General features: G+C 67.3%; 21 protein-coding genes. 12 read left to right on the top strand and 9 right to left on the bottom strand.

Annotated elements, in window-relative coordinates; genetic code table 11:
- Window positions 1-11: 11 nt before the first annotated feature.
- Window positions 12-326 carry a hypothetical protein gene (locus SAMIE_RS18450; protein WP_066695877.1) on the bottom strand — a complete coding sequence of 105 codons (315 nt, stop codon included), beginning with the start codon at window positions 324-326 and terminating at the stop codon, window positions 12-14.
- Between the two features lie 203 nt (window positions 327-529).
- Between SAMIE_RS18450 and rpmG the strand changes: the two genes are divergently transcribed.
- Entirely contained in the window at window positions 530-697 is a 168-nt protein-coding gene (gene rpmG, locus SAMIE_RS18445; protein ID WP_007687342.1) for a 50S ribosomal protein L33, read from the top strand.
- Between the two features lie 164 nt (window positions 698-861).
- Here rpmG and SAMIE_RS18440 read toward each other — a convergent pair whose 3' ends face one another.
- A complete protein-coding gene (locus SAMIE_RS18440; RefSeq protein ID WP_174522195.1) occupies window positions 862-1,224 on the bottom strand; it encodes a response regulator in 363 nt (120 codons plus the stop codon).
- A 68-nt stretch (window positions 1,225-1,292) separates the two neighbouring features.
- On the opposite strand from SAMIE_RS18440, the gene SAMIE_RS18435 reads away from it, so the two are divergent.
- From SAMIE_RS18435 to SAMIE_RS18415, 5 genes are read left to right on the top strand one after another with little or no spacing between them, the layout of a single operon-like run.
- A complete protein-coding gene (locus SAMIE_RS18435) occupies window positions 1,293-1,580 on the top strand; it encodes a DUF3572 domain-containing protein (protein ID WP_066695871.1) in 288 nt (95 codons plus the stop codon).
- Window positions 1,577-2,233, top strand: coding sequence for an HAD family hydrolase (locus SAMIE_RS18430; RefSeq protein ID WP_066695868.1), 657 nt, complete (start codon window positions 1,577-1,579; stop codon window positions 2,231-2,233). The genes SAMIE_RS18435 and SAMIE_RS18430 overlap by 4 nt, the downstream gene beginning before the upstream one ends.
- The gene (locus SAMIE_RS18425; RefSeq protein ID WP_066695865.1) at window positions 2,230-2,691 is read left to right on the top strand and encodes a RidA family protein; all 462 of its coding nucleotides are present in this window, start codon (window positions 2,230-2,232) and stop codon (window positions 2,689-2,691) included. Before SAMIE_RS18430 ends, SAMIE_RS18425 begins: the two co-directional genes overlap by 4 nt.
- A complete protein-coding gene (locus SAMIE_RS18420; protein WP_066695862.1) occupies window positions 2,675-3,397 on the top strand; it encodes a glycerophosphodiester phosphodiesterase family protein in 723 nt (240 codons plus the stop codon). The genes SAMIE_RS18425 and SAMIE_RS18420 overlap by 17 nt, the downstream gene beginning before the upstream one ends.
- Window positions 3,390-4,520 carry a GNAT family N-acetyltransferase gene (locus SAMIE_RS18415; protein ID WP_066695861.1) on the top strand — a complete coding sequence of 377 codons (1,131 nt, stop codon included), beginning with the start codon at window positions 3,390-3,392 and terminating at the stop codon, window positions 4,518-4,520. The genes SAMIE_RS18420 and SAMIE_RS18415 overlap by 8 nt, the downstream gene beginning before the upstream one ends.
- Here the strand turns inward: SAMIE_RS18415 and SAMIE_RS18410 are convergent, their stop codons facing one another.
- The gene (locus SAMIE_RS18410; protein ID WP_066695860.1) at window positions 4,521-4,817 is read right to left on the bottom strand and encodes a hypothetical protein; all 297 of its coding nucleotides are present in this window, start codon (window positions 4,815-4,817) and stop codon (window positions 4,521-4,523) included.
- 184 nt (window positions 4,818-5,001) lie between these two features.
- On the opposite strand from SAMIE_RS18410, the gene SAMIE_RS18405 reads away from it, so the two are divergent.
- Window positions 5,002-6,270 (top strand): multidrug effflux MFS transporter, encoded by a 1,269-nt coding sequence (locus tag SAMIE_RS18405; protein ID WP_066695859.1) that lies wholly within the window; start codon window positions 5,002-5,004, stop codon window positions 6,268-6,270.
- 50 nt (window positions 6,271-6,320) lie between these two features.
- On the opposite strand, the gene SAMIE_RS18400 is transcribed toward SAMIE_RS18405, so the two are convergent.
- The gene (locus SAMIE_RS18400) at window positions 6,321-7,883 is read right to left on the bottom strand and encodes an amino acid permease (protein WP_066695858.1); all 1,563 of its coding nucleotides are present in this window, start codon (window positions 7,881-7,883) and stop codon (window positions 6,321-6,323) included.
- A 156-nt stretch (window positions 7,884-8,039) separates the two neighbouring features.
- On the opposite strand from SAMIE_RS18400, the gene pgeF reads away from it, so the two are divergent.
- Entirely contained in the window at window positions 8,040-8,801 is a 762-nt protein-coding gene (gene pgeF / locus SAMIE_RS18395) for a peptidoglycan editing factor PgeF (RefSeq protein ID WP_066695857.1), read from the top strand.
- Between the two features lie 12 nt (window positions 8,802-8,813).
- Here pgeF and SAMIE_RS18390 read toward each other — a convergent pair whose 3' ends face one another.
- Both SAMIE_RS18390 and SAMIE_RS18385 read right to left on the bottom strand, forming a co-directional pair.
- A complete protein-coding gene (locus tag SAMIE_RS18390) occupies window positions 8,814-9,593 on the bottom strand; it encodes an SDR family NAD(P)-dependent oxidoreductase (RefSeq protein ID WP_066695854.1) in 780 nt (259 codons plus the stop codon).
- A 14-nt stretch (window positions 9,594-9,607) separates the two neighbouring features.
- The gene (locus tag SAMIE_RS18385; RefSeq protein ID WP_066695852.1) at window positions 9,608-10,024 is read right to left on the bottom strand and encodes a nuclear transport factor 2 family protein; all 417 of its coding nucleotides are present in this window, start codon (window positions 10,022-10,024) and stop codon (window positions 9,608-9,610) included.
- 166 nt (window positions 10,025-10,190) lie between these two features.
- Here SAMIE_RS18385 and SAMIE_RS18380 point away from each other — a divergent pair, with 166 nt between their 5' ends.
- Together SAMIE_RS18380 and SAMIE_RS18375 are read left to right on the top strand one after the other, a co-directional pair.
- The gene (locus SAMIE_RS18380; RefSeq protein ID WP_066695850.1) at window positions 10,191-10,991 is read left to right on the top strand and encodes an SDR family NAD(P)-dependent oxidoreductase; all 801 of its coding nucleotides are present in this window, start codon (window positions 10,191-10,193) and stop codon (window positions 10,989-10,991) included.
- A 23-nt stretch (window positions 10,992-11,014) separates the two neighbouring features.
- Window positions 11,015-11,800: an SDR family NAD(P)-dependent oxidoreductase gene (locus SAMIE_RS18375; RefSeq protein ID WP_066696745.1), complete on the top strand. Its 786-nt coding sequence runs from the start codon at window positions 11,015-11,017 to the stop codon at window positions 11,798-11,800.
- 92 nt (window positions 11,801-11,892) lie between these two features.
- Here the strand turns inward: SAMIE_RS18375 and SAMIE_RS18370 are convergent, their stop codons facing one another.
- Together SAMIE_RS18370 and SAMIE_RS18365 are read right to left on the bottom strand one after the other, a co-directional pair.
- Window positions 11,893-12,315 (bottom strand): nuclear transport factor 2 family protein, encoded by a 423-nt coding sequence (locus tag SAMIE_RS18370; protein ID WP_066695849.1) that lies wholly within the window; start codon window positions 12,313-12,315, stop codon window positions 11,893-11,895.
- 83 nt (window positions 12,316-12,398) lie between these two features.
- Complete coding sequence (locus SAMIE_RS18365; RefSeq protein ID WP_232037301.1) at window positions 12,399-13,934, bottom strand: fatty acid--CoA ligase; 1,536 nt, start codon at window positions 13,932-13,934, stop codon at window positions 12,399-12,401.
- A 165-nt stretch (window positions 13,935-14,099) separates the two neighbouring features.
- On the opposite strand from SAMIE_RS18365, the gene SAMIE_RS18360 reads away from it, so the two are divergent.
- Window positions 14,100-14,861, top strand: a complete 762-nt coding sequence (locus SAMIE_RS18360; RefSeq protein ID WP_066695841.1) for an SDR family NAD(P)-dependent oxidoreductase — start codon at window positions 14,100-14,102, stop codon at window positions 14,859-14,861.
- Window positions 14,862-14,874: 13 nt separating this feature from the next.
- Window positions 14,875-15,639 (top strand): ThuA domain-containing protein, encoded by a 765-nt coding sequence (locus SAMIE_RS18355; protein ID WP_066695839.1) that lies wholly within the window; start codon window positions 14,875-14,877, stop codon window positions 15,637-15,639.
- Here the strand turns inward: SAMIE_RS18355 and SAMIE_RS18350 are convergent.
- Window positions 15,632-15,994, bottom strand: a complete 363-nt coding sequence (locus SAMIE_RS18350; protein WP_066695836.1) for a Rieske (2Fe-2S) protein — start codon at window positions 15,992-15,994, stop codon at window positions 15,632-15,634. The genes SAMIE_RS18355 and SAMIE_RS18350 overlap by 8 nt on opposite strands.
- Window positions 15,995-16,049 lie beyond the last annotated feature (55 nt).

Here is a 16,049-nt window from a genome sequence, read left to right as displayed (position 1 = left end):
TCGGGTAAGGCTCAGGCGCGCAGGCGCAGGACGGCGGCGGGCGCGGCCAGCGGCGCGACCGGCGGGCCGAGACGGTCGGAGACCGCGTCGCGCATCCGGTCGAGATAGGAGAGGATCACGCAGCCAAGGCCGTGGAGCGAAAGCATGGTTTCGAGGCTGTCGGCCAGTTCCTCCACATCGTCGAGACGCACGACGCGGGCGCTGCGGCGGATGTCGTCCAATTCGTCGCGCATCCGCGCGGCGGTCATGTGATGGCCCTGCCCCGCCAGCGCGTCGATGCGGTGCGCGAGGGCCGCCAGTTGCGCGTGTCGTGCATCATATCGCATGGGTGCCGTGCCCTTCGTTCCGCTTCGCCGCCATCATGCGCGCGATGCGGTTAAAGCGGCGTAAAGCCCGCGACATGAACCGCCCCAGCCTTGACAGCGGGCCGAATCTGGATCATGGGGCACGGCTGAAACGGGCGGTCCGCTAGTCACGATTGGCGAGCCGCTTTTCTTTTTACGCATTTTATCGACCAGGGAATAGGGCCATGGCCAAGCCGGCAACCGTCAAGATCCGCCTCGTCAGCTCGGCTGACACTGGCTTCTTCTACGTGACGAAGAAGAACCCCCGCACCAAGACCGAGAAGCTGAGCTTCCGCAAATACGACCCGGTCGTGCGCAAGCATGTCGAGTTCAAGGAAGCCAAGATCAAGTAAGCCGCAGCGGGCTTCGCGCCCGCGCGCCGGATCGGCTGTTTGAACGGAGCAAAGGCCCGCCCCGGAAAGGGAGCGGGCCTTTTGCCGTGTGGGACATGCGCAGGCGAAAGGGACCGGCCGACCGGCCCTTCCCCGCTGGAGATTCCGGGCGGCCCCGGCGCGCGTTACAGCAGGGCGTTCACCTGCTCGACGAAGCGCAGGACCGAAATGGGTTTGGACACATAGGCCTGCGCCCCCGCCGCGCGCACGCGTTCCTCGTCGCCATGCCCCGCATAGGCGGTGACGGCCATGATCGGCACATGGGCGAGCGCCGCGTCGCCCTTCAGCGAGACGATCAGCTCGATCCCGCTGACATGGGGCAGGTGAATGTCGGTGATGACGAGATCGGGCAGGAAGGCGCGCGCCTGCGCCAGCACGTCGCGCCCGTCGCGCAGCGGCAGCACTTCATGGCCATGCGCGCGCAGAAGGTCGCAAAAAAGTTTGAGATTGAGTTCGTTGTCCTCGACAACGAGCACACGCTTTGCCACCAGTCACCCGCGTTTTCCGAAAAGCCTTCGGAGCGCGTTGCACAACCGCTGCCCCTTGGGAACCAATCATGCGCTGCGACGAACCGAATGGCAAGACGCATGGCGGCGTAGATAGCGCGACTTTGGCGCTGATGGCGCTTGCATGGACCATCGCGGACGAAACGCGCGCGGACCGGCTGCTGGCGCTCACGGGCCTTGACGCGGACGCCCTGCGCGCGGGCGTGGGCGATCCCGCCATCCTGGGCGCGGTGTTGGGCTTTCTGGCCGATCACGAACCCGACCTCATCGCCTGTGCCGGGGCGATCGACACCACCCCCGCCGCGCTCATCGCAGCGCAGGAGCAGCTTGCCCGATGACCCGTCCCCTCATCATCACCGACTGCGACGAGGTGCTGCTGCACATGGTCGTGCCCTTCGGAGAGTGGCTGGACGAGGCGCATGACGTGCATTTCGACATGCGCGAACGCGGCTTTGGCGAAGCGCTGCGGCACAAGGACAGCGGGGCGCCGGTGGAACGCGCGCTGGTGTGGGAACTGCTGCTCGGCTTTTTCGAGACGGAGATGCACCGGCAGGCGCCGATCGCGGGCGCGGTCGAAGCGCTGCACCGCCTGTCGGAGATCGCCGACATCGTCGTGCTGACCAACATTACCGAGCGCCACCAGAAGGCGCGCGCGGCGCAACTGGCGGCCCACGGGCTGCACCTGCCGGTGCACTGGAACCAGGGCGGCAAGGGCCGTCCGCTGGCCGACATTCTGGCCGCGCACGGCGCGCGCACGGCCGTGTTCATCGACGATCTGGCGGAGCATCATCATTCGGTTGCGACCCATGCGCCGGGCGTGTGGCGGCTGCATCTGGTGGGCGAACCCGCCATCGCCAGCGACGTGCCGCCCGCCCCCTTCGCCCACGCGCGGATCGACGACTGGGCCGGCGCGGAACGATGGATCAGGGCGCGCCTTGCCCAGGGGCCAGCCGACGACAGCCTTTCTTCACACCACGGAGCCATAGCATGAGCATCGAAGCCCGCCTCGCCGAACTCGGCATCACCCTGCCCCAGCCCGCCGCGCCGGTCGCCGCCTATGTTCCCGCGGTCGAGGCCAATGGCCTGCTGCACATCAGCGGCCAGATCGCGTTCGCGCCCGATGGCCTGATGACCGGGCGTCTGGGCGAAGACCGCGACCTCGATTACGGCGTCGCGGCGGCGCGCGTCTGCGGCCTCAACCTCATCGCGCAGATGAAGGCGGCGCTGGGATCGCTCGACCGGGTGGAGCGGATCGTGAAGCTGGGGGCGTTCATATCCAGCACCCCCGCCTTCACCGACCAGCCCAAGGTCGCGAACGGCGCGTCGGAACTGATGGTCGATGTGTTCGGCGAGGCGGGCAAACATGCGCGCAGCGCGGTGGGGGTTCCCGTCCTGCCGCTGAACAGCGCGGTCGAAGTGGACGCCATCGTCCTTGTCCGCCCCGCCTGACACCGGCTGGCTGACGGGACGGCCCTTCGCACACCGCGGGTTGCACGGAGGCGGCCGCAGCGAAAACGGCATGGCGGCGTTCAGCGCCGCCATCGACGCCGGGCATGGCATCGAATGCGACGTGCGGGCGAGCCGTGACGGGGTAGCGTTCGTCTTTCACGACCGCGACCTTGCCCGCATGGCGGGGAGGCCCGAGCGGGTGAGCGCCCTCGACGCCGCGACGCTCGACGGCGTCCGCCTGCCCGATGGCGGGGCGATCCCGCGCCTTTCGGACCTGCTGGCGAAGTGCAGCGGCGGCGTGCCCCTGCTCGTCGAGATCAAGGCGGAGGGCCAGGAGGTCGGCCCGCTCTGCCGCGCGGTGGCGCGGGAGCTGGCGGGGACCGACGCGCGGCGGGTGGCGATCATGTCGTTCAATCCGCGCGTCGCGCGTCGGTTTGCGCGACTGCGACGGGGACAGGTGCGCGGGCTGATCGTGACGCAGCAGGGCAAGGGGCGCTGGCGCGGCGCTGTCGAACGCGCTCTTGCGCTTTGGTGGGCGAAACCCGATTTTCTCGCCTGTGACATTCGCGACCTTCCCTCCGCCTTTTCCGCCCGCGCCCGTGCGAGGGGGATGCCCATGCTGACATGGACCGTGCGCACGCCGGACGAACGGGCGCGGGCCGCCGCCCATGCCGACCAGATCATCTTCGAGCTTGCCGATGAATGACGTGACCGTGCGGATCGGGTCGGGCGTCGCGGATTTCGCGCAGGACGAATGGGACGCCTGCGCGGGGAACGGCAATCCCTTCATAAGTTGGGACTTTCTCGTCGCGCTTGAACGATCCGGCAGCGTCGGCGGCGACAGCGGGTGGCAGCCGCTGCCGGTGGTGATCGACGGCGCGGACGGGCGCATCGCCGCCGCCGCGCCCGCCTATGGCAAGAGCCACAGCCAGGGCGAATATGTGTTCGACCATGGCTGGGCCGACGCCTGGGTCAGGGCGGGCGGGCGCTATTATCCCAAGATTCAGGTCGCCGCGCCCTTTTCCCCCGTGCCCGGCCCGCGCCTGCTGCTGCGCGATCCGGCGCAGGCGCCCGCGCTGATTGCGGGGATCGAAGCGCTGGTCGAGCGGAACGGGCTGTCGTCGGCGCATGCGACCTTCATCGCGCCCGAGCAGGTGCCGCTGTTCGAGGCGGCGGGCTGGCTGATCCGCGAGGACAGCCAGTTCCACTGGACCAATCGCGGCTATGGCAGTTTCGAGGATTTCCTCGCCGACCTGTCGAGCGAGAAGCGCAAGAATATCCGCAAGGAAAGGCGGCGCGCGGTCGAGGGGCTGGAGATCGTGCACCTGACCGGCAGCGACATCAGCGAAGCGCACTGGGATATTTTCTGGCAATTCTATCAGGATACCGGCGCGCGCAAATGGGGGCGGCCTTACCTGACCCGCGCCTTCTTTTCGCTGCTGGGCGAGACGATGGGGGACAGGGTGCTGCTGATGCTGGCGCTGCGCGGGGAGCGGGCGATTGCGGGCGCGCTCAACCTTGTGGGCGCGGACACGCTCTACGGGCGATATTGGGGCTGCGTCGAGGACGTGCCCAACCTGCATTTCGAACTCTGCTATTATCAGGCGATCGACGTCGCCATCGCGCGCGGGCTGCGCAAGGTGGAGGCAGGCGCGCAGGGCGGGCACAAGCTGGCCCGGGGCTATGCGCCCGAACCGACATGGTCGGCGCACCATTTCCCGCACGAGGGATTTCGCCGCGCCGTGGCGCAGTTTCTCGCCGACGAGCGCGCGGGCGTTCAGGCCGACCGGCAATGGCTGGCCGGGCGGACGCCGTTCAGGAAAGGATGATCAGGCGGCGCGCAACTGCATCGAGGCGAGCACCGCGCGGGCGGCGCGCTGCGCCTCGGCGATTTCGCGGGCGGTCATTTCCTCGGCGATCTCGGCGCGCATCGCCTGCCCCTGCTCGCTGCCGCGCAGCGCCGCAAGGTTGAACCATTTATGCGCTTCGATGAGGTCGATCGGCAGGTCGCCGGTGCCGCAGCTATAGGCGACGCCCAGATCGAAACAGTCGTCCGCCGAACCATAGGCCGCGCGCGCCGCGCGGGCTTCCGTCAGAAATTGTGCACTCTTGATGCTGTTGCCCATGTCTTAACCCCTGTATTCCTAGCTCAATGGATTTCGGCCCCTTTTCCGATGGCTTGCAGGATGGACGGGGAAGGGCAAAGAAATGGTTAACGCCGCATTTGCCATGCGACGGGCCGTTGGACATGCGTGAAAAAGTTGCGATGCGGGACTGGCATCGCCGCGCCTTTGCCCCCATAGCCGCGCCATGACCGAGAGGCCCGATTGCCCCCCTGCTCTGTCGCGCGATATCCATTTCCGTGAATTCGTGCTGCTTTGCGCCTGCCTGATGGCGATGAACGCGCTGTCGATCGACCCGATGCTGCCTGCGCTGCCCGCCATCGGCCGCGACCTTGCGATTCCGCACCCCAACGACCGGCAGCTCATCATCAGCACCTATTTTCTGGGGCTGGGCGTCGGGTCGCTGCTGTTCGGGGTGCTTTCGGACCGATATGGACGCAAGAAGATCCTCGGCAGCGCGATGGCGCTGTTTATCCTGTCATCCATCGCCTGCGCCGGGGCGCAGAGCTTTGCGATGATGCTGATCGCGCGGACCTGCGCGGGATTTTTCGCTGGCGCGAGCCGGGTCATCACCGTGGGCATCATCCGCGACCGGTTTCGTGGCGACGCGATGGCGCGGGTGATGTCGCTGATCTTCGCGGTGTTCATGCTGATCCCGGTGCTGGCGCCCAGCTATGGGCAGGCGGTGCTGTGGGTCGCGCCTTGGCGCTGGATCTTCTGGGTGCTGGTGATTCTCGCGACGCTGGTCCTCTGCTGGATGCTCATCCGCCTGCCCGAGACGCTGCGGCCGGAAAACCGGATGCGAATCACCGCCGGGGCCATTTTCAGCGCGGTGGGCACGGTGCTGCGCACGCGCCACTCGATCGGCTATATGATGGCGAGCGGCGTGGTGATGAGCGCGATGGTCAGCTTCATCCTGTCGATCCAGCAGATCTTCTTCGACGTGTTCGATGCGCAGACATTCTTTCCGCTGGGCTTTGCGATGATCGCGGGCTGCATGGGGATCGGCAGCCTCATCAACAGCCGGCTCGTGTCGCGATTCGGCGCGCGGCGGATGAGCCAGAGCGCGCTCATCCTCTTCATCCTCGTCGCGGCGGTGCATCTGGGCATCATATTGGCGGGGGCGGAGACGCTGGTCACCTTCATGCTGCTCCAGTCGATGACGATGGCGACGGTCGCCTTCACCGCGTCCAACTTCAGCGCGATTTCGATGGAGCCGTTCCATCGCGGGGCCGGGGTGGCGTCGTCCTTTCAGGCGTTCCTGACGACGGCGGTGTCGGCGACTTTGGGGAGCCTGGTCGGACGGGCGTTCGACGGCACCACCCTGCCCTTCACCCTGGGGTTGCTGGTGTTCGGGTCGGGATCGCTGCTGATCGTGCTGTGGGCGGAACGGGGGCGGCTGTTCACCCGGCCGAACCTCGGCGCGCTGCGCGATCCGGAAGTCGACTTCCACTAGGGCCAAAAGAAACGGGGCGGTTTCCCGCCCCGTCATATTCTGTCTGCCTGTCAGGCGTCCTGTCCGCCCGGCGTCGGCGCGCCCGGCAGCGGCGGGACCGGCTGGGGCGGGATGCCCGCGTCATCCTCCGCCACATCGACGATGCCGCGCCCGACATGGCTGCGGCTGCGGCTGTAGGCGAAGTAGACGATCAGGCCGACCGCCGCCCAGCCCACGAACATCAGTTTGGTCTCCATGCCGAGGCTAATGAAAAGATAGAGGCAGCCGATGATCGCGATCGGCGCAGTCACATAGATCGCCGGGGTGCGGAACGGGCGCTTGCGGTTCGCATCGGTCTTGCGCAGCCGCAGCACCGCAATCGACACGGCGGCAAAAGCGAAGAGCGTGCCCGAGTTGGAAATGTCCGCGAGGATGCCGACCGGGAAAAAGGCCGCGAACAGTGCGACGAAGATGCCGGTCAGGATGGTGATGACGTGCGGCGTCTTGTAGACCGGATGAACCTTCGAGAAGATGGCGGGGAGCAGGCCGTCGCGGCTCATCACGAAGAAGATGCGGGTCTGGCCGAACATCATCATGAGGATCACCGACGGCAGGGCGAGACCGGCGGCGAGGCCGAGCAGGTTGCCGATCTGGGGCCAGCCGATTTCGCGCAGCGTCCAGGCCAGCGCTTCCTTCGAACAGGTCACGGCTTCGGTGCCGGCGGCAGCGAGCGCGGCGCACTGCTGCGACAGGGCGGTGGAGCCGGGGGCGAGCGCTTCGCCGCCGGGACCGAACACCGGCTGCGCGCCGACCGTGCCGATGACGCCCGCCGCGACGAGCATGTAGAAGATGGTGCAGATGCCGAGCGAGCCGATGAGGCCGATGGGCATGTTGCGTTGCGGGTTCTTGGTTTCTTCCGCCGCGGTCGAGACGGCGTCGAAGCCGACATAGGCGAAGAAGATGGACGCCGCCGCCGCCGAAATACCCGAGAAACCGAGCGGGGCGAAGGGGGTGAAACCGTCCATGTTCATGACCGGCACCGACAGCGCGATGAAGAGCGTCAGGGCCGCGACCTTGATCGCGACGAGGACGGCGTTGACGGTGGCGCTTTCCTTCGTGCCGATGACGAGCAGCCATGTGACGAGCGACGCGATCAGCATCGCGGGCAGGTTGACCATGCCCCCGTCGAACGGCCCGCGCGTCAGCAGGTCTGGGATATCGAGATGGAATGTATGTTCGATGAGGCCCACGACATAACCGGACCAGCCGACCGAGACCGCGCCCGCCGCCACCGCATATTCGAGGATCAGCGCCCAGCCGACCATCCACGCGATAAGTTCGCCCATGACGGCATAGCTGTAAGTGTAGGCGGAACCGGATACCGGCACCATCGCCGCCATTTCCGCGTAGCAGAGCGCCGCGACCGCGCAGACGAAACCGGCGATGACGAAGGAGAGCATCATGCCCGGCCCCGCCTTCTGCGCGGCTTCGGCCGTCAGGACGAAGATGCCGGTGCCGATCACGGCGCCGATGCCCAACATGGTGAGCTGGAACGCGCCCAGCGAACGATGCAGCGATTTCTTTTCCGCTGTCGCCAGGATCGCGTCCAGAGGCTTTACGCGCCCGAAGATCATGCAATTCTTTCCCTATTGCGCGGCGCGCCGCCATCCGGCCGCGCGCCCCCTTTGCTTATGACGGGGAGACTATCGCCTAATCCCGGACGCGCAAGTATATTGCGCGGCGGTGACATGCTGGTCCATGGGAGCGGCCTGAACAAAGGAGCCATGCCCATGATCGAACTGCTGCGCGCGCCGGGTCTGGAGGGCGTTCCGCATGGCTTTGCGGGGCGGTGGGGCGGCGTGTCGGGCGGGGTCCATGCGGGCCTCAATGTCGGGCTGGGGTCGGAGGACGAGCGGGAGGCGGTGCTGCGCAATCGCGACCTGGCCGTGAACGCGTTGCTGCCCGGCGCCACGCTGGTGACGGCGCGGCAGGTGCATTCGCCCGATGTCGTGACGGTGCGCGACGCCATCGACGAAGCCGACCGTCCCGCCGCCGACGCGATGGTGACGGACCGCGCCGGGCTGGCGCTGGGCATTCTGACCGCCGACTGCGTGCCGGTGCTGTTCGCGGACATGGCTGCGGGCGTGGTCGGCGCGGCGCATGCGGGGTGGAAGGGCGCGATCGCGGGCGTCACCGACGCGACCGTCGCCGCGATGGAGGCGCTGGGCGCGCGGGCGGATCGTATCGCCTGCGCCATCGGGCCATGCATCGGCCGCGCCTCCTATGAGGTGGACGACGCCTTCGCGGCGCGGTTCGCGCAGGCGGATGCCGCCAACGAGCGTTTCTTCACGCCTGGGCGGCCCGGCCATCAGCAGTTCGATATCGCCGCCTATGTCGCTGCGCGGCTGGCGGCGGCAGGGATCGGGCGGATCGCGATGCTGGACGAGGACACCTACAGCCAGCCCGACCGCTTCTTCAGCTATCGCCGCGCCTGCCACCGGGGCGAAAGCGATTATGGGCGGCAGATTTCGATGATCGCCCTGCCCGCCTAGCACCCGAAGCCTTCAGACCCCGGTCATGCCCGCCGTGCTGGCGCCGTCGATCACATAGTCCGCGCCGTTGATGAATGCGGCTTCGTCGGACGAGAGATAGGCGACGAGGCCCGCAATCTCCTCCAGCTTCGCCATGCGGCCCATCGGCGACATGCCTTCATAGGCGGCGCGCGCGGCGTCGGGATCGGGGCAGCCCGCGATGATGCCCGCGATCATATCGGTTTCCACGACGCCCGGAAGAATCGCGTTGCAGCGGATATTCAGCCTTTGCAGACCGCAGTGGATCGCGACCGACTTCACCATCGCCACCACCGCCGCCTTCGTGACGGAATAGCTGATATAGTTGCTGAGCGCCCGGTGCGCGTTCATCGAGCTGTTGACGATGATCGACCCGCCCGAACCGCTCGGATTGTCCTTCATGAGCGCTATGGCGGACTTGAGGGTCAGCAGCACGCCGGTCTGGTTGATCGCGATGATCTCGTTCCAGGCGTCCAGCGTCACGGCCTCGACATTCGCGTCGCCCCGCTCCGTGCCCGCGTTGGCGAAGGCGATGTCGAGCCGGCCGAAGTCGCGGCGGACGATGTCCCCGATCCGCGCCCAGTCATCCGGGCTTTGCACCGCCGCCTGCACGAAGGTCGCGCCGGTCTCGTCGATCAGGCTCTGCGCCTTCTGCGCGTTCGATCCGGTGAAGAGGACGCGCGCGCCGTCCGCCACCAGCCGCTGCACGCAGGCGCGGCCGATCCCCGATGTGCCGCCGGTGACGAGGGCAACCTTGCCGGTCAGATTGGCCATGGCGTCATTCTCCTTCAGGCCGCGATCAGGCCGGTCGCGCGCGCGATGGAGGCCGTGTCGAAATAGTAGGGGGTGATGCCGCTGAACCGGTCGCCGCGCAAATGGAAGACTTCGGTCAGCGGCATCCGCAGCCGCTCGCCATTGTGGCGGGAGGTGGCGGTGACGACGACCATGGCGACGGCGTGATCCCGCCCGACGCAGATGTCGCCGGTTTCCAGCGCCGGATCGTCCCAGTAGCCGAAGACCTTTGCATAGAGGGACTGGAGCGCGCCCTTGCCTTCGTAGGCGCCGGCATAGGGGAGGCTGTCGGCCTCCAATATACGGAAATCGTCGGTCAGCATCGCTTCGACCGCATCCCATTCGCCCGCGGCGCTAAGAGCGTAGATGCGGTCGACCATGGCCCTGACCTGCGTATATCGCTCCATGTCCATGGCGGCCCGCTCCTCTCGTCCCTTTGATGATCGAACGCCGTCATGCCCCCTGGCGCGGCCAGCGTCACCCTGCAAAAAAACGCAGGTGCTCTTGCGCCCGCGCGCGCGGACAAGACAGGCGGCAATGAGGATGCGCCGGACCGGGCGCAGGCGAGAGGGTGAAGCGATGGCAGGCAGGCTGGAAGGCAGGATCGCGCTGGTGAGCGGCGGGCTGCGCGGGATCGGGCGCGCGGTGTGCGAGGCGCTCGGCGCGGAGGGCGCGTTCGTCTATGTGACCGATCTCGACGCGCCCGATGCGGCGGATGTCGGCGCGATGATCGCGGCGCAGCCCGCCGCACGCTACATCCGGCTCGACGCCACGAGCGAGCAAGCCTGGCAGGACGCCCGCGCGCAGGTAGAGCGCGAACAGGGGCATCTCGACATCCTCGTCAACAATGTCGGCGCGGACCTGACCGGCAAGGTGCAGGATCTGAAGCTGGAGGACTGGCGGCGGCTCATCACGCTCAACCTCGACACGGTGTTCCTCGGCACCAAGACATTTCAGCCGCTGCTGGCGAAGGGCGGCGCGGCGACGCCCTACGGATCGAGCATCGTCAACATATCCTCGATCATGGGGATCGTCGGCATGGGCGAGGTGTCGGCCTATAACGCGTCCAAGGGCGGCGTCAGGCTCTTCACCAAATCCAACGCGCTGGAGTTTGCCGATGCGGGCGTGCCGATCCGCGTCAATTCGGTGCATCCCGGCTTCGTCGACACGCCGCTGCTGCGGAAGGGATTCGACGCCTGGGCCGCGCGGACGGGCAGCACGGCGGACGAAATGATCGCGGCGATGGCGGAGACGACGCCGGTCAGGCGGCTCGCGCAGCCGGGCGAGATCGGCAAGGTCGTCGCCTTCCTCGCCAGCGACGACTCGAGTTACATGACCGGCAGCGAAGTGGTGGTCGACGGCGGATGGACGGCGCGCTGAACGGACAGGAAGGAGAAGCCGGAATGACAGGCAGGACGAACCTTGAGGGCGCGGTCGCGCTGGTGACGGGCGCGAACGGCGGCATCGGCCGCGCGACCGTGGCCGCGCTGGCGCAGGCGGGCGCGCAGGTGGTGGCAAGCGATGTCGCGGACATGGCGACGGTGCCCGGCGCGGCGCTTTACCTGCCGCTCGACGTGACGAGCGAGGATGCATGGCAGACGGTGATCGAGCGGATCGAACGGGATTTCGGGCGGCTCGACATCCTCGTCAACAATGCGGGCATATCCGTCACCAACAGCATAGCGCGGACGACGCTGGAGGAGTTCCGCCGCTGCATGGCGATCAATGTCGACAGCATCTTCCTCGGCACGCACGCGGCTCAGGCGCTGCTGGCGAGGAGCGGCGCGGAGCGGGAGGGCGGATCGTCCATCGTCAACCTTTCCTCGGTCGGCGGGCTGCGCGGCGCGCCGTTCATGGCGACCTATTGCGCGAGCAAGGGCGCGGTGAAGCTCTACAGCAAGTCGGCGGCGCTGGAGTTCGCGCTGCTGAAACTGCCGATCCGCGTCAATTCGGTGCATCCCGGCGGGATCGAAACGAACATGATGGACACCATCTTCGCCCGCTATGTCGAGGAAGGGCTGTTCGCCGATGTCGAGACGGCGCGCGCCGCCGTGTCGGCGGGCCATGCGATGAGCCGGATGGGCAGGCCCGAGGAGATCGCGGAAGGCATCGCCTATCTCGCCAGCCCGGCGGCGAGCTTCATGACCGGATCGGAACTGGTGATCGACGGCGGCATGACCGCGCGCTGAGGGACAATGAAAGGGTCTGGACCGTCCGGACGATCCAGACCCCCCTTCCCACCGGCATGGGTTATGGAGAGACATGCCGGCGCGAAAGTGCGTCAGCTCTGGTGGAGGATCGCAAAGACGCGCTCGGCAAAGAGCCATTCGCCGCCCTGCTTGACCAGCCTGTCGTTATAGCAGGCGCGGGCGCGCTTATCCCGGCCGCTTTCGGGATCGGTATAGACTTCGGAGAAATAGGTGCGGGCGACCGCTGTGTCGCCATCGACGCGGATCATGCCGGGCATCGCGACGAAAGACAGGTCGGGATAGGCCGGCATGGCGCTCGCCCACAATTCCATGATCGCGTCCCGCCCCGACACGACGCCTAGTTGCGGATAATGGGAAAGATCCCAGTGCGAATCCAGCGCCCACAGGCTCGTCATCAGGTCGCGGTCGCAGCGGTTGACCGCGTCGGCGTAGCTTTCCATGAGTTCGCGGATCGCGATCCGGTCTTCCAGCGGTCCTGTGTAATTGCCGCTCATGGCGCGCCTCCTCTCCTCGTTCTTTTCCGTTGCGCTCAGCTTATGCCGGTGCGGGGCGACGCCCACCTCCTGAAAGTGGCAGGTCAGCGATATTGGTCGCGCAGCAGGCGGCGCAGCACCTTGCCCGATGGATTGCGCGGCAGGGCGGGCGCGAAGTCCACGGACTTGGGCGCCTTGTAGGCGGCGATGCGCTCGCGCGCCCAGGCGATGATCGCGGCGGGATCGGGCGTTGCGCCCTCCACCGGCACGACGATGGCCTTGACCGCTTCGCCCCATTTGGGGTCGGGCACGCCGATCACCGCCACGTCCGCGACATCCGGATGGCCGAGGATCGCCTGCTCGACTTCGGCGGGATAGACATTCTCGCCCCCGGTGATGATCATGTCCTTGATCCGGTCGGCGAGGTAGACATAGCCGTCCGCGTCCATCCGCGCGGCGTCCCCGGTGCGCAGCCAGCCATCGGCGTCCATCGCCTGCGCGGTGGCTTCCGGGCGGCCATGATAGCCCGCCATGTTGGAGGGGGAGCGGATCGCGACTTCCCCCACTTCGCCGGGGGGCAGGACATGGCCCTGCGGATCGAGGATGCGGATTTCCACCCCCGGCAGCGCGCGGCCGATGCTCGCCATCCGCTCATTGCCGCGCACGTCATGGTCTTCGGGCGCGAGACCCGCGACCGTGCCTGCGGTTTCGGTCATGCCATACATCTGGGCGAAGCCGCAGCCGAAGATGCCGATGGCCTGTCGCAGCAGATCCAGCGGGATCATCGAGCCGCCGTAGCAGATGGTTTCGAGGAAACTGAAGTCGGTCTGCGCCGCGCGCGGATGGTCGCAGACGATGCGCAGCGCGGTGGGCACGATCATCAGCTTGGTGATGCGGTGCTCGACAAGGAGGTCGAGCACCTGATGCGGATCGAATTCGCGCACCACCACCGCCTTCGCGCCATGCTGGAGCGCCCACAGACCCCAGCCCGATCCGCTGATGTGGAAGATCGGCATGGCGACCAGCGCGACATCGTGCGGCGACCAGCGGAACCATGCGGGCAGGTCGTCCTGCCCGCCCCCGTCGCGCAGGCCAAGAAGGCTGCGGTGCGTCAGCATCGCGCCCTTGGGCTGGCCGGTCGTGCCCGAGGTGTAGAGCATCAGCGCCGGGTCGCCATAGCCGCTGTCGCGCCGGGGGTCGGCATCCGCCTGCGCGTCGCGCCATGCGGCGAAGAGATCGCCCGCGCCGCCCGCTTCGGTGAGAAGAACGGGGCAGGATGGCGCAGGATCGAGCCGGTCGGCGAAATCGGGGTCCGCCACCAGCAGGGCGGGGCGGCAGTCGGCCAGCACATAGGCGATTTCCGGCGGAGCGAGCCGCCAGTTGACCGGCGTCATCACCATGCCGGCGCGGATCGCGCCCATCCACAGTTCGAAATAGGCCGCCCGGTTTTTGCCGAGATAGGCGACGCGGCTGCCGGGCGTCAGGCCCATGGCGATCAGGCCGTTGGCGATGCGGCTCGCGCGGCGGTCGAGCGTCGCATAGTCGATGCTCTCACCCTCGAAAGCCAGCGCCACGGCGTCGCCCCGGTCCTGCGCATGACCTCGCAGATAATCGCCGATCGTCCTGCGCTCAGCCGCCACCTGGATACTCCTCCGCCTTGAGACGGGATAGCATAGGGCGACGCGGCCCGCCCCGCCCCTGTCAATTTGCATGGGGGGACGGTTTCCGACTGTCGAAATCGCCAGTGCCTCCGGCCGCCGGGCGCTCTATGATGCGGGGATCGCGATAAAGCAGGAGAGACCCCCATGGACCTGGGCTTGAAGGGCCGCAAAGCCATATTGATCGGCGCCAACGCCAGCGTCGGCCGTCACACCGCCGAAGTGCTGGCGCAGGAAGGGTGCCATGTCGCGCTGTGCGGACGGACGCAGGACAAGGTCGACCGGGTGGTCGAAACGGTCAGGGGCTTTGGCGTGCAGGCCTTCGGCAAGGCGGTCGATGCGAGCGATGCGCAGGCGCTGCCCGCCTTCATCGACGAAGCGGCAGCGGTGCTGGGCGGATGCGACATCTTCATCAGCTTCGTTTCGACGAACCTCGGCGTCGATAGCGACGAAGGATGGATGGCGGTGATGAACGCCGACATATTGCCACTGTCGCGCGGCGTGCGCGCCGCCCTGCCCCACCTCCAGAAATCGGATGCGGGGTCCATCGTCACCCTTTCCTCCACCGGCGCGGTCGAGGAATTTATGGGGCCGCAGCCCTATAATGCCCTGAAAGCCGCGGTCATCAATTACAGCAGCGCGCTGGCGCAGAAACATGCGGCGGACGGCATTCGCGTCAACTGCCTGATTCCCGGCCCGATCTACACCGATGACGGCCCCTGGGCGGGGATCAGGTCGGGGATGCCGGAATTTTACGACGGCATCGTCTCGCAGATCCCGATGGGCCGGATGTGCAGCGGCGAGGAGATCGGCAGGGCCATCGCCTTCGTCGCGTCGCCCGCCTGCCGCTTCATGACCGGCGCGGGGCTGGTGGTCGATGGCGGTTTCACCAAGCGCGTGCAGTTCTGAGGGGGGCAGGCCGATGAACGAGGAGCAGCCCGAACGGCTCGACTGCGTGCTGATCGCAGGCGGACTGTATCATGATTTCGATTTCGCGCGGCTGGAGCTGCTGAAGCTGCTGGCGGAAGATCCGCGCGTGCGCACCCGCGTGTTCGAGGATTACGCCAATATCGACGCGATCCGGGCCGCCGATTTGCTCATCACCTATACCTGCGACGTGATGCCGCCGCTGGAGGCGCAGGAGGCGCTGCGCGACTGGGTGAAGGGCGGCGGGCGCTGGTATGCGCTGCATGGCACCAATTCGGTGCTGCGGCTGTTCGACAACGGGCTTTATGGCGCGCCGCGCTGGGCGCCGCTGATGATGGAGACGCTGGGCACGCAGTTCATCGCGCATCCGCCCATCGCGCCATACAGGGTCGAAGTGGCGGATGCCGGTCATCCGCTGACGCAGGGGATCGAACCGTTCGAGACCACCGACGAGCTCTATCTGATGGAACGGCACGGCGACCTGCATGTGCTGCTCGACACCGCGTTCGCGGGAGAGGCGACGGGGTTCGACGAGCATCAGTGGGCGCACGACCGGCATCCCGTGCTCTACATCAAGGCGCAGGGCGCGGGCGCGGTGCTCTATAATACGCTCGGCCATTGCCGGGGGCATTATGACATGCAGCCCTTCCTCGACTGGTGGCCGCAGGTGGACCGCTGCGCATGGGATCTGCCGGTCTTCCGCGAGCTGCTGCGCCGGGGCATCGCGTGGGCGAAGGACGGGAAGCGCGCGCCTAGCTGAGCGGCGCGACCGGAAGATGGTCCGCGCCCGGCGCTTCGTCGGGCACGGCGACCTCGATCCAGCCATCGACCTCGCGCAGCGGGAAGCGCCGCAGCGGGGCATAGCCGGCGCCACCGAGGCATTCGCCGCTGTCGAGCCTGAAGCGCGCGCCGTGGAGCGGGCACATCACCGCGCCGCGCCGCACGCGCCCGTCGGGCGTGAAGCTCGCCGCCTGATGGGTGCAGCGGTTGATAAGCGCGTGGAACGCCCCTTCCTCCCGCGCCAGCAGCACGGGCCAGCCATTGACGGTGAAGGCCGTGAGCGAGCGGTCGGGCACATCCTGCGCCGGGACGATGCGGTGATAGGTGTCAGCCATCTTTGTTCCTGTTCGTGCGGCCCCAGTCTGGCACCGGTCGGCGGACATGGGAAGC

It is taken from the genome of Sphingobium amiense (assembly GCF_003967075.1).
Lineage (GTDB): Bacteria > Pseudomonadota > Alphaproteobacteria > Sphingomonadales > Sphingomonadaceae > Sphingobium > Sphingobium amiense.
This window is presented reverse-complemented; position numbering and strand designations above follow the sequence as displayed.

Coding starts and splice junctions, on each gene's coding strand:
- SAMIE_RS18450 (WP_066695877.1), bottom strand. CDS start 326: ATGCGATATGATGCACGACACGCGCAACTGGCGGCCCTCGCGCACCGC.
- rpmG (WP_007687342.1), top strand. CDS start 530: ATGGCCAAGCCGGCAACCGTCAAGATCCGCCTCGTCAGCTCGGCTGAC.
- SAMIE_RS18435 (WP_066695871.1), top strand. CDS start 1,293: ATGCGCTGCGACGAACCGAATGGCAAGACGCATGGCGGCGTAGATAGC.
- SAMIE_RS18430 (WP_066695868.1), top strand. CDS start 1,577: ATGACCCGTCCCCTCATCATCACCGACTGCGACGAGGTGCTGCTGCAC.
- SAMIE_RS18425 (WP_066695865.1), top strand. CDS start 2,230: ATGAGCATCGAAGCCCGCCTCGCCGAACTCGGCATCACCCTGCCCCAG.
- SAMIE_RS18415 (WP_066695861.1), top strand. CDS start 3,390: ATGAATGACGTGACCGTGCGGATCGGGTCGGGCGTCGCGGATTTCGCG.
- SAMIE_RS18410 (WP_066695860.1), bottom strand. CDS start 4,817: ATGGGCAACAGCATCAAGAGTGCACAATTTCTGACGGAAGCCCGCGCG.
- SAMIE_RS18405 (WP_066695859.1), top strand. CDS start 5,002: ATGACCGAGAGGCCCGATTGCCCCCCTGCTCTGTCGCGCGATATCCAT.
- SAMIE_RS18400 (WP_066695858.1), bottom strand. CDS start 7,883: ATGATCTTCGGGCGCGTAAAGCCTCTGGACGCGATCCTGGCGACAGCG.
- pgeF (WP_066695857.1), top strand. CDS start 8,040: ATGATCGAACTGCTGCGCGCGCCGGGTCTGGAGGGCGTTCCGCATGGC.
- SAMIE_RS18390 (WP_066695854.1), bottom strand. CDS start 9,593: ATGGCCAATCTGACCGGCAAGGTTGCCCTCGTCACCGGCGGCACATCG.
- SAMIE_RS18385 (WP_066695852.1), bottom strand. CDS start 10,024: ATGGACATGGAGCGATATACGCAGGTCAGGGCCATGGTCGACCGCATC.
- SAMIE_RS18380 (WP_066695850.1), top strand. CDS start 10,191: ATGGCAGGCAGGCTGGAAGGCAGGATCGCGCTGGTGAGCGGCGGGCTG.
- SAMIE_RS18375 (WP_066696745.1), top strand. CDS start 11,015: ATGACAGGCAGGACGAACCTTGAGGGCGCGGTCGCGCTGGTGACGGGC.
- SAMIE_RS18370 (WP_066695849.1), bottom strand. CDS start 12,315: ATGAGCGGCAATTACACAGGACCGCTGGAAGACCGGATCGCGATCCGC.
- SAMIE_RS18360 (WP_066695841.1), top strand. CDS start 14,100: ATGGACCTGGGCTTGAAGGGCCGCAAAGCCATATTGATCGGCGCCAAC.
- SAMIE_RS18355 (WP_066695839.1), top strand. CDS start 14,875: ATGAACGAGGAGCAGCCCGAACGGCTCGACTGCGTGCTGATCGCAGGC.
- SAMIE_RS18350 (WP_066695836.1), bottom strand. CDS start 15,994: ATGGCTGACACCTATCACCGCATCGTCCCGGCGCAGGATGTGCCCGAC.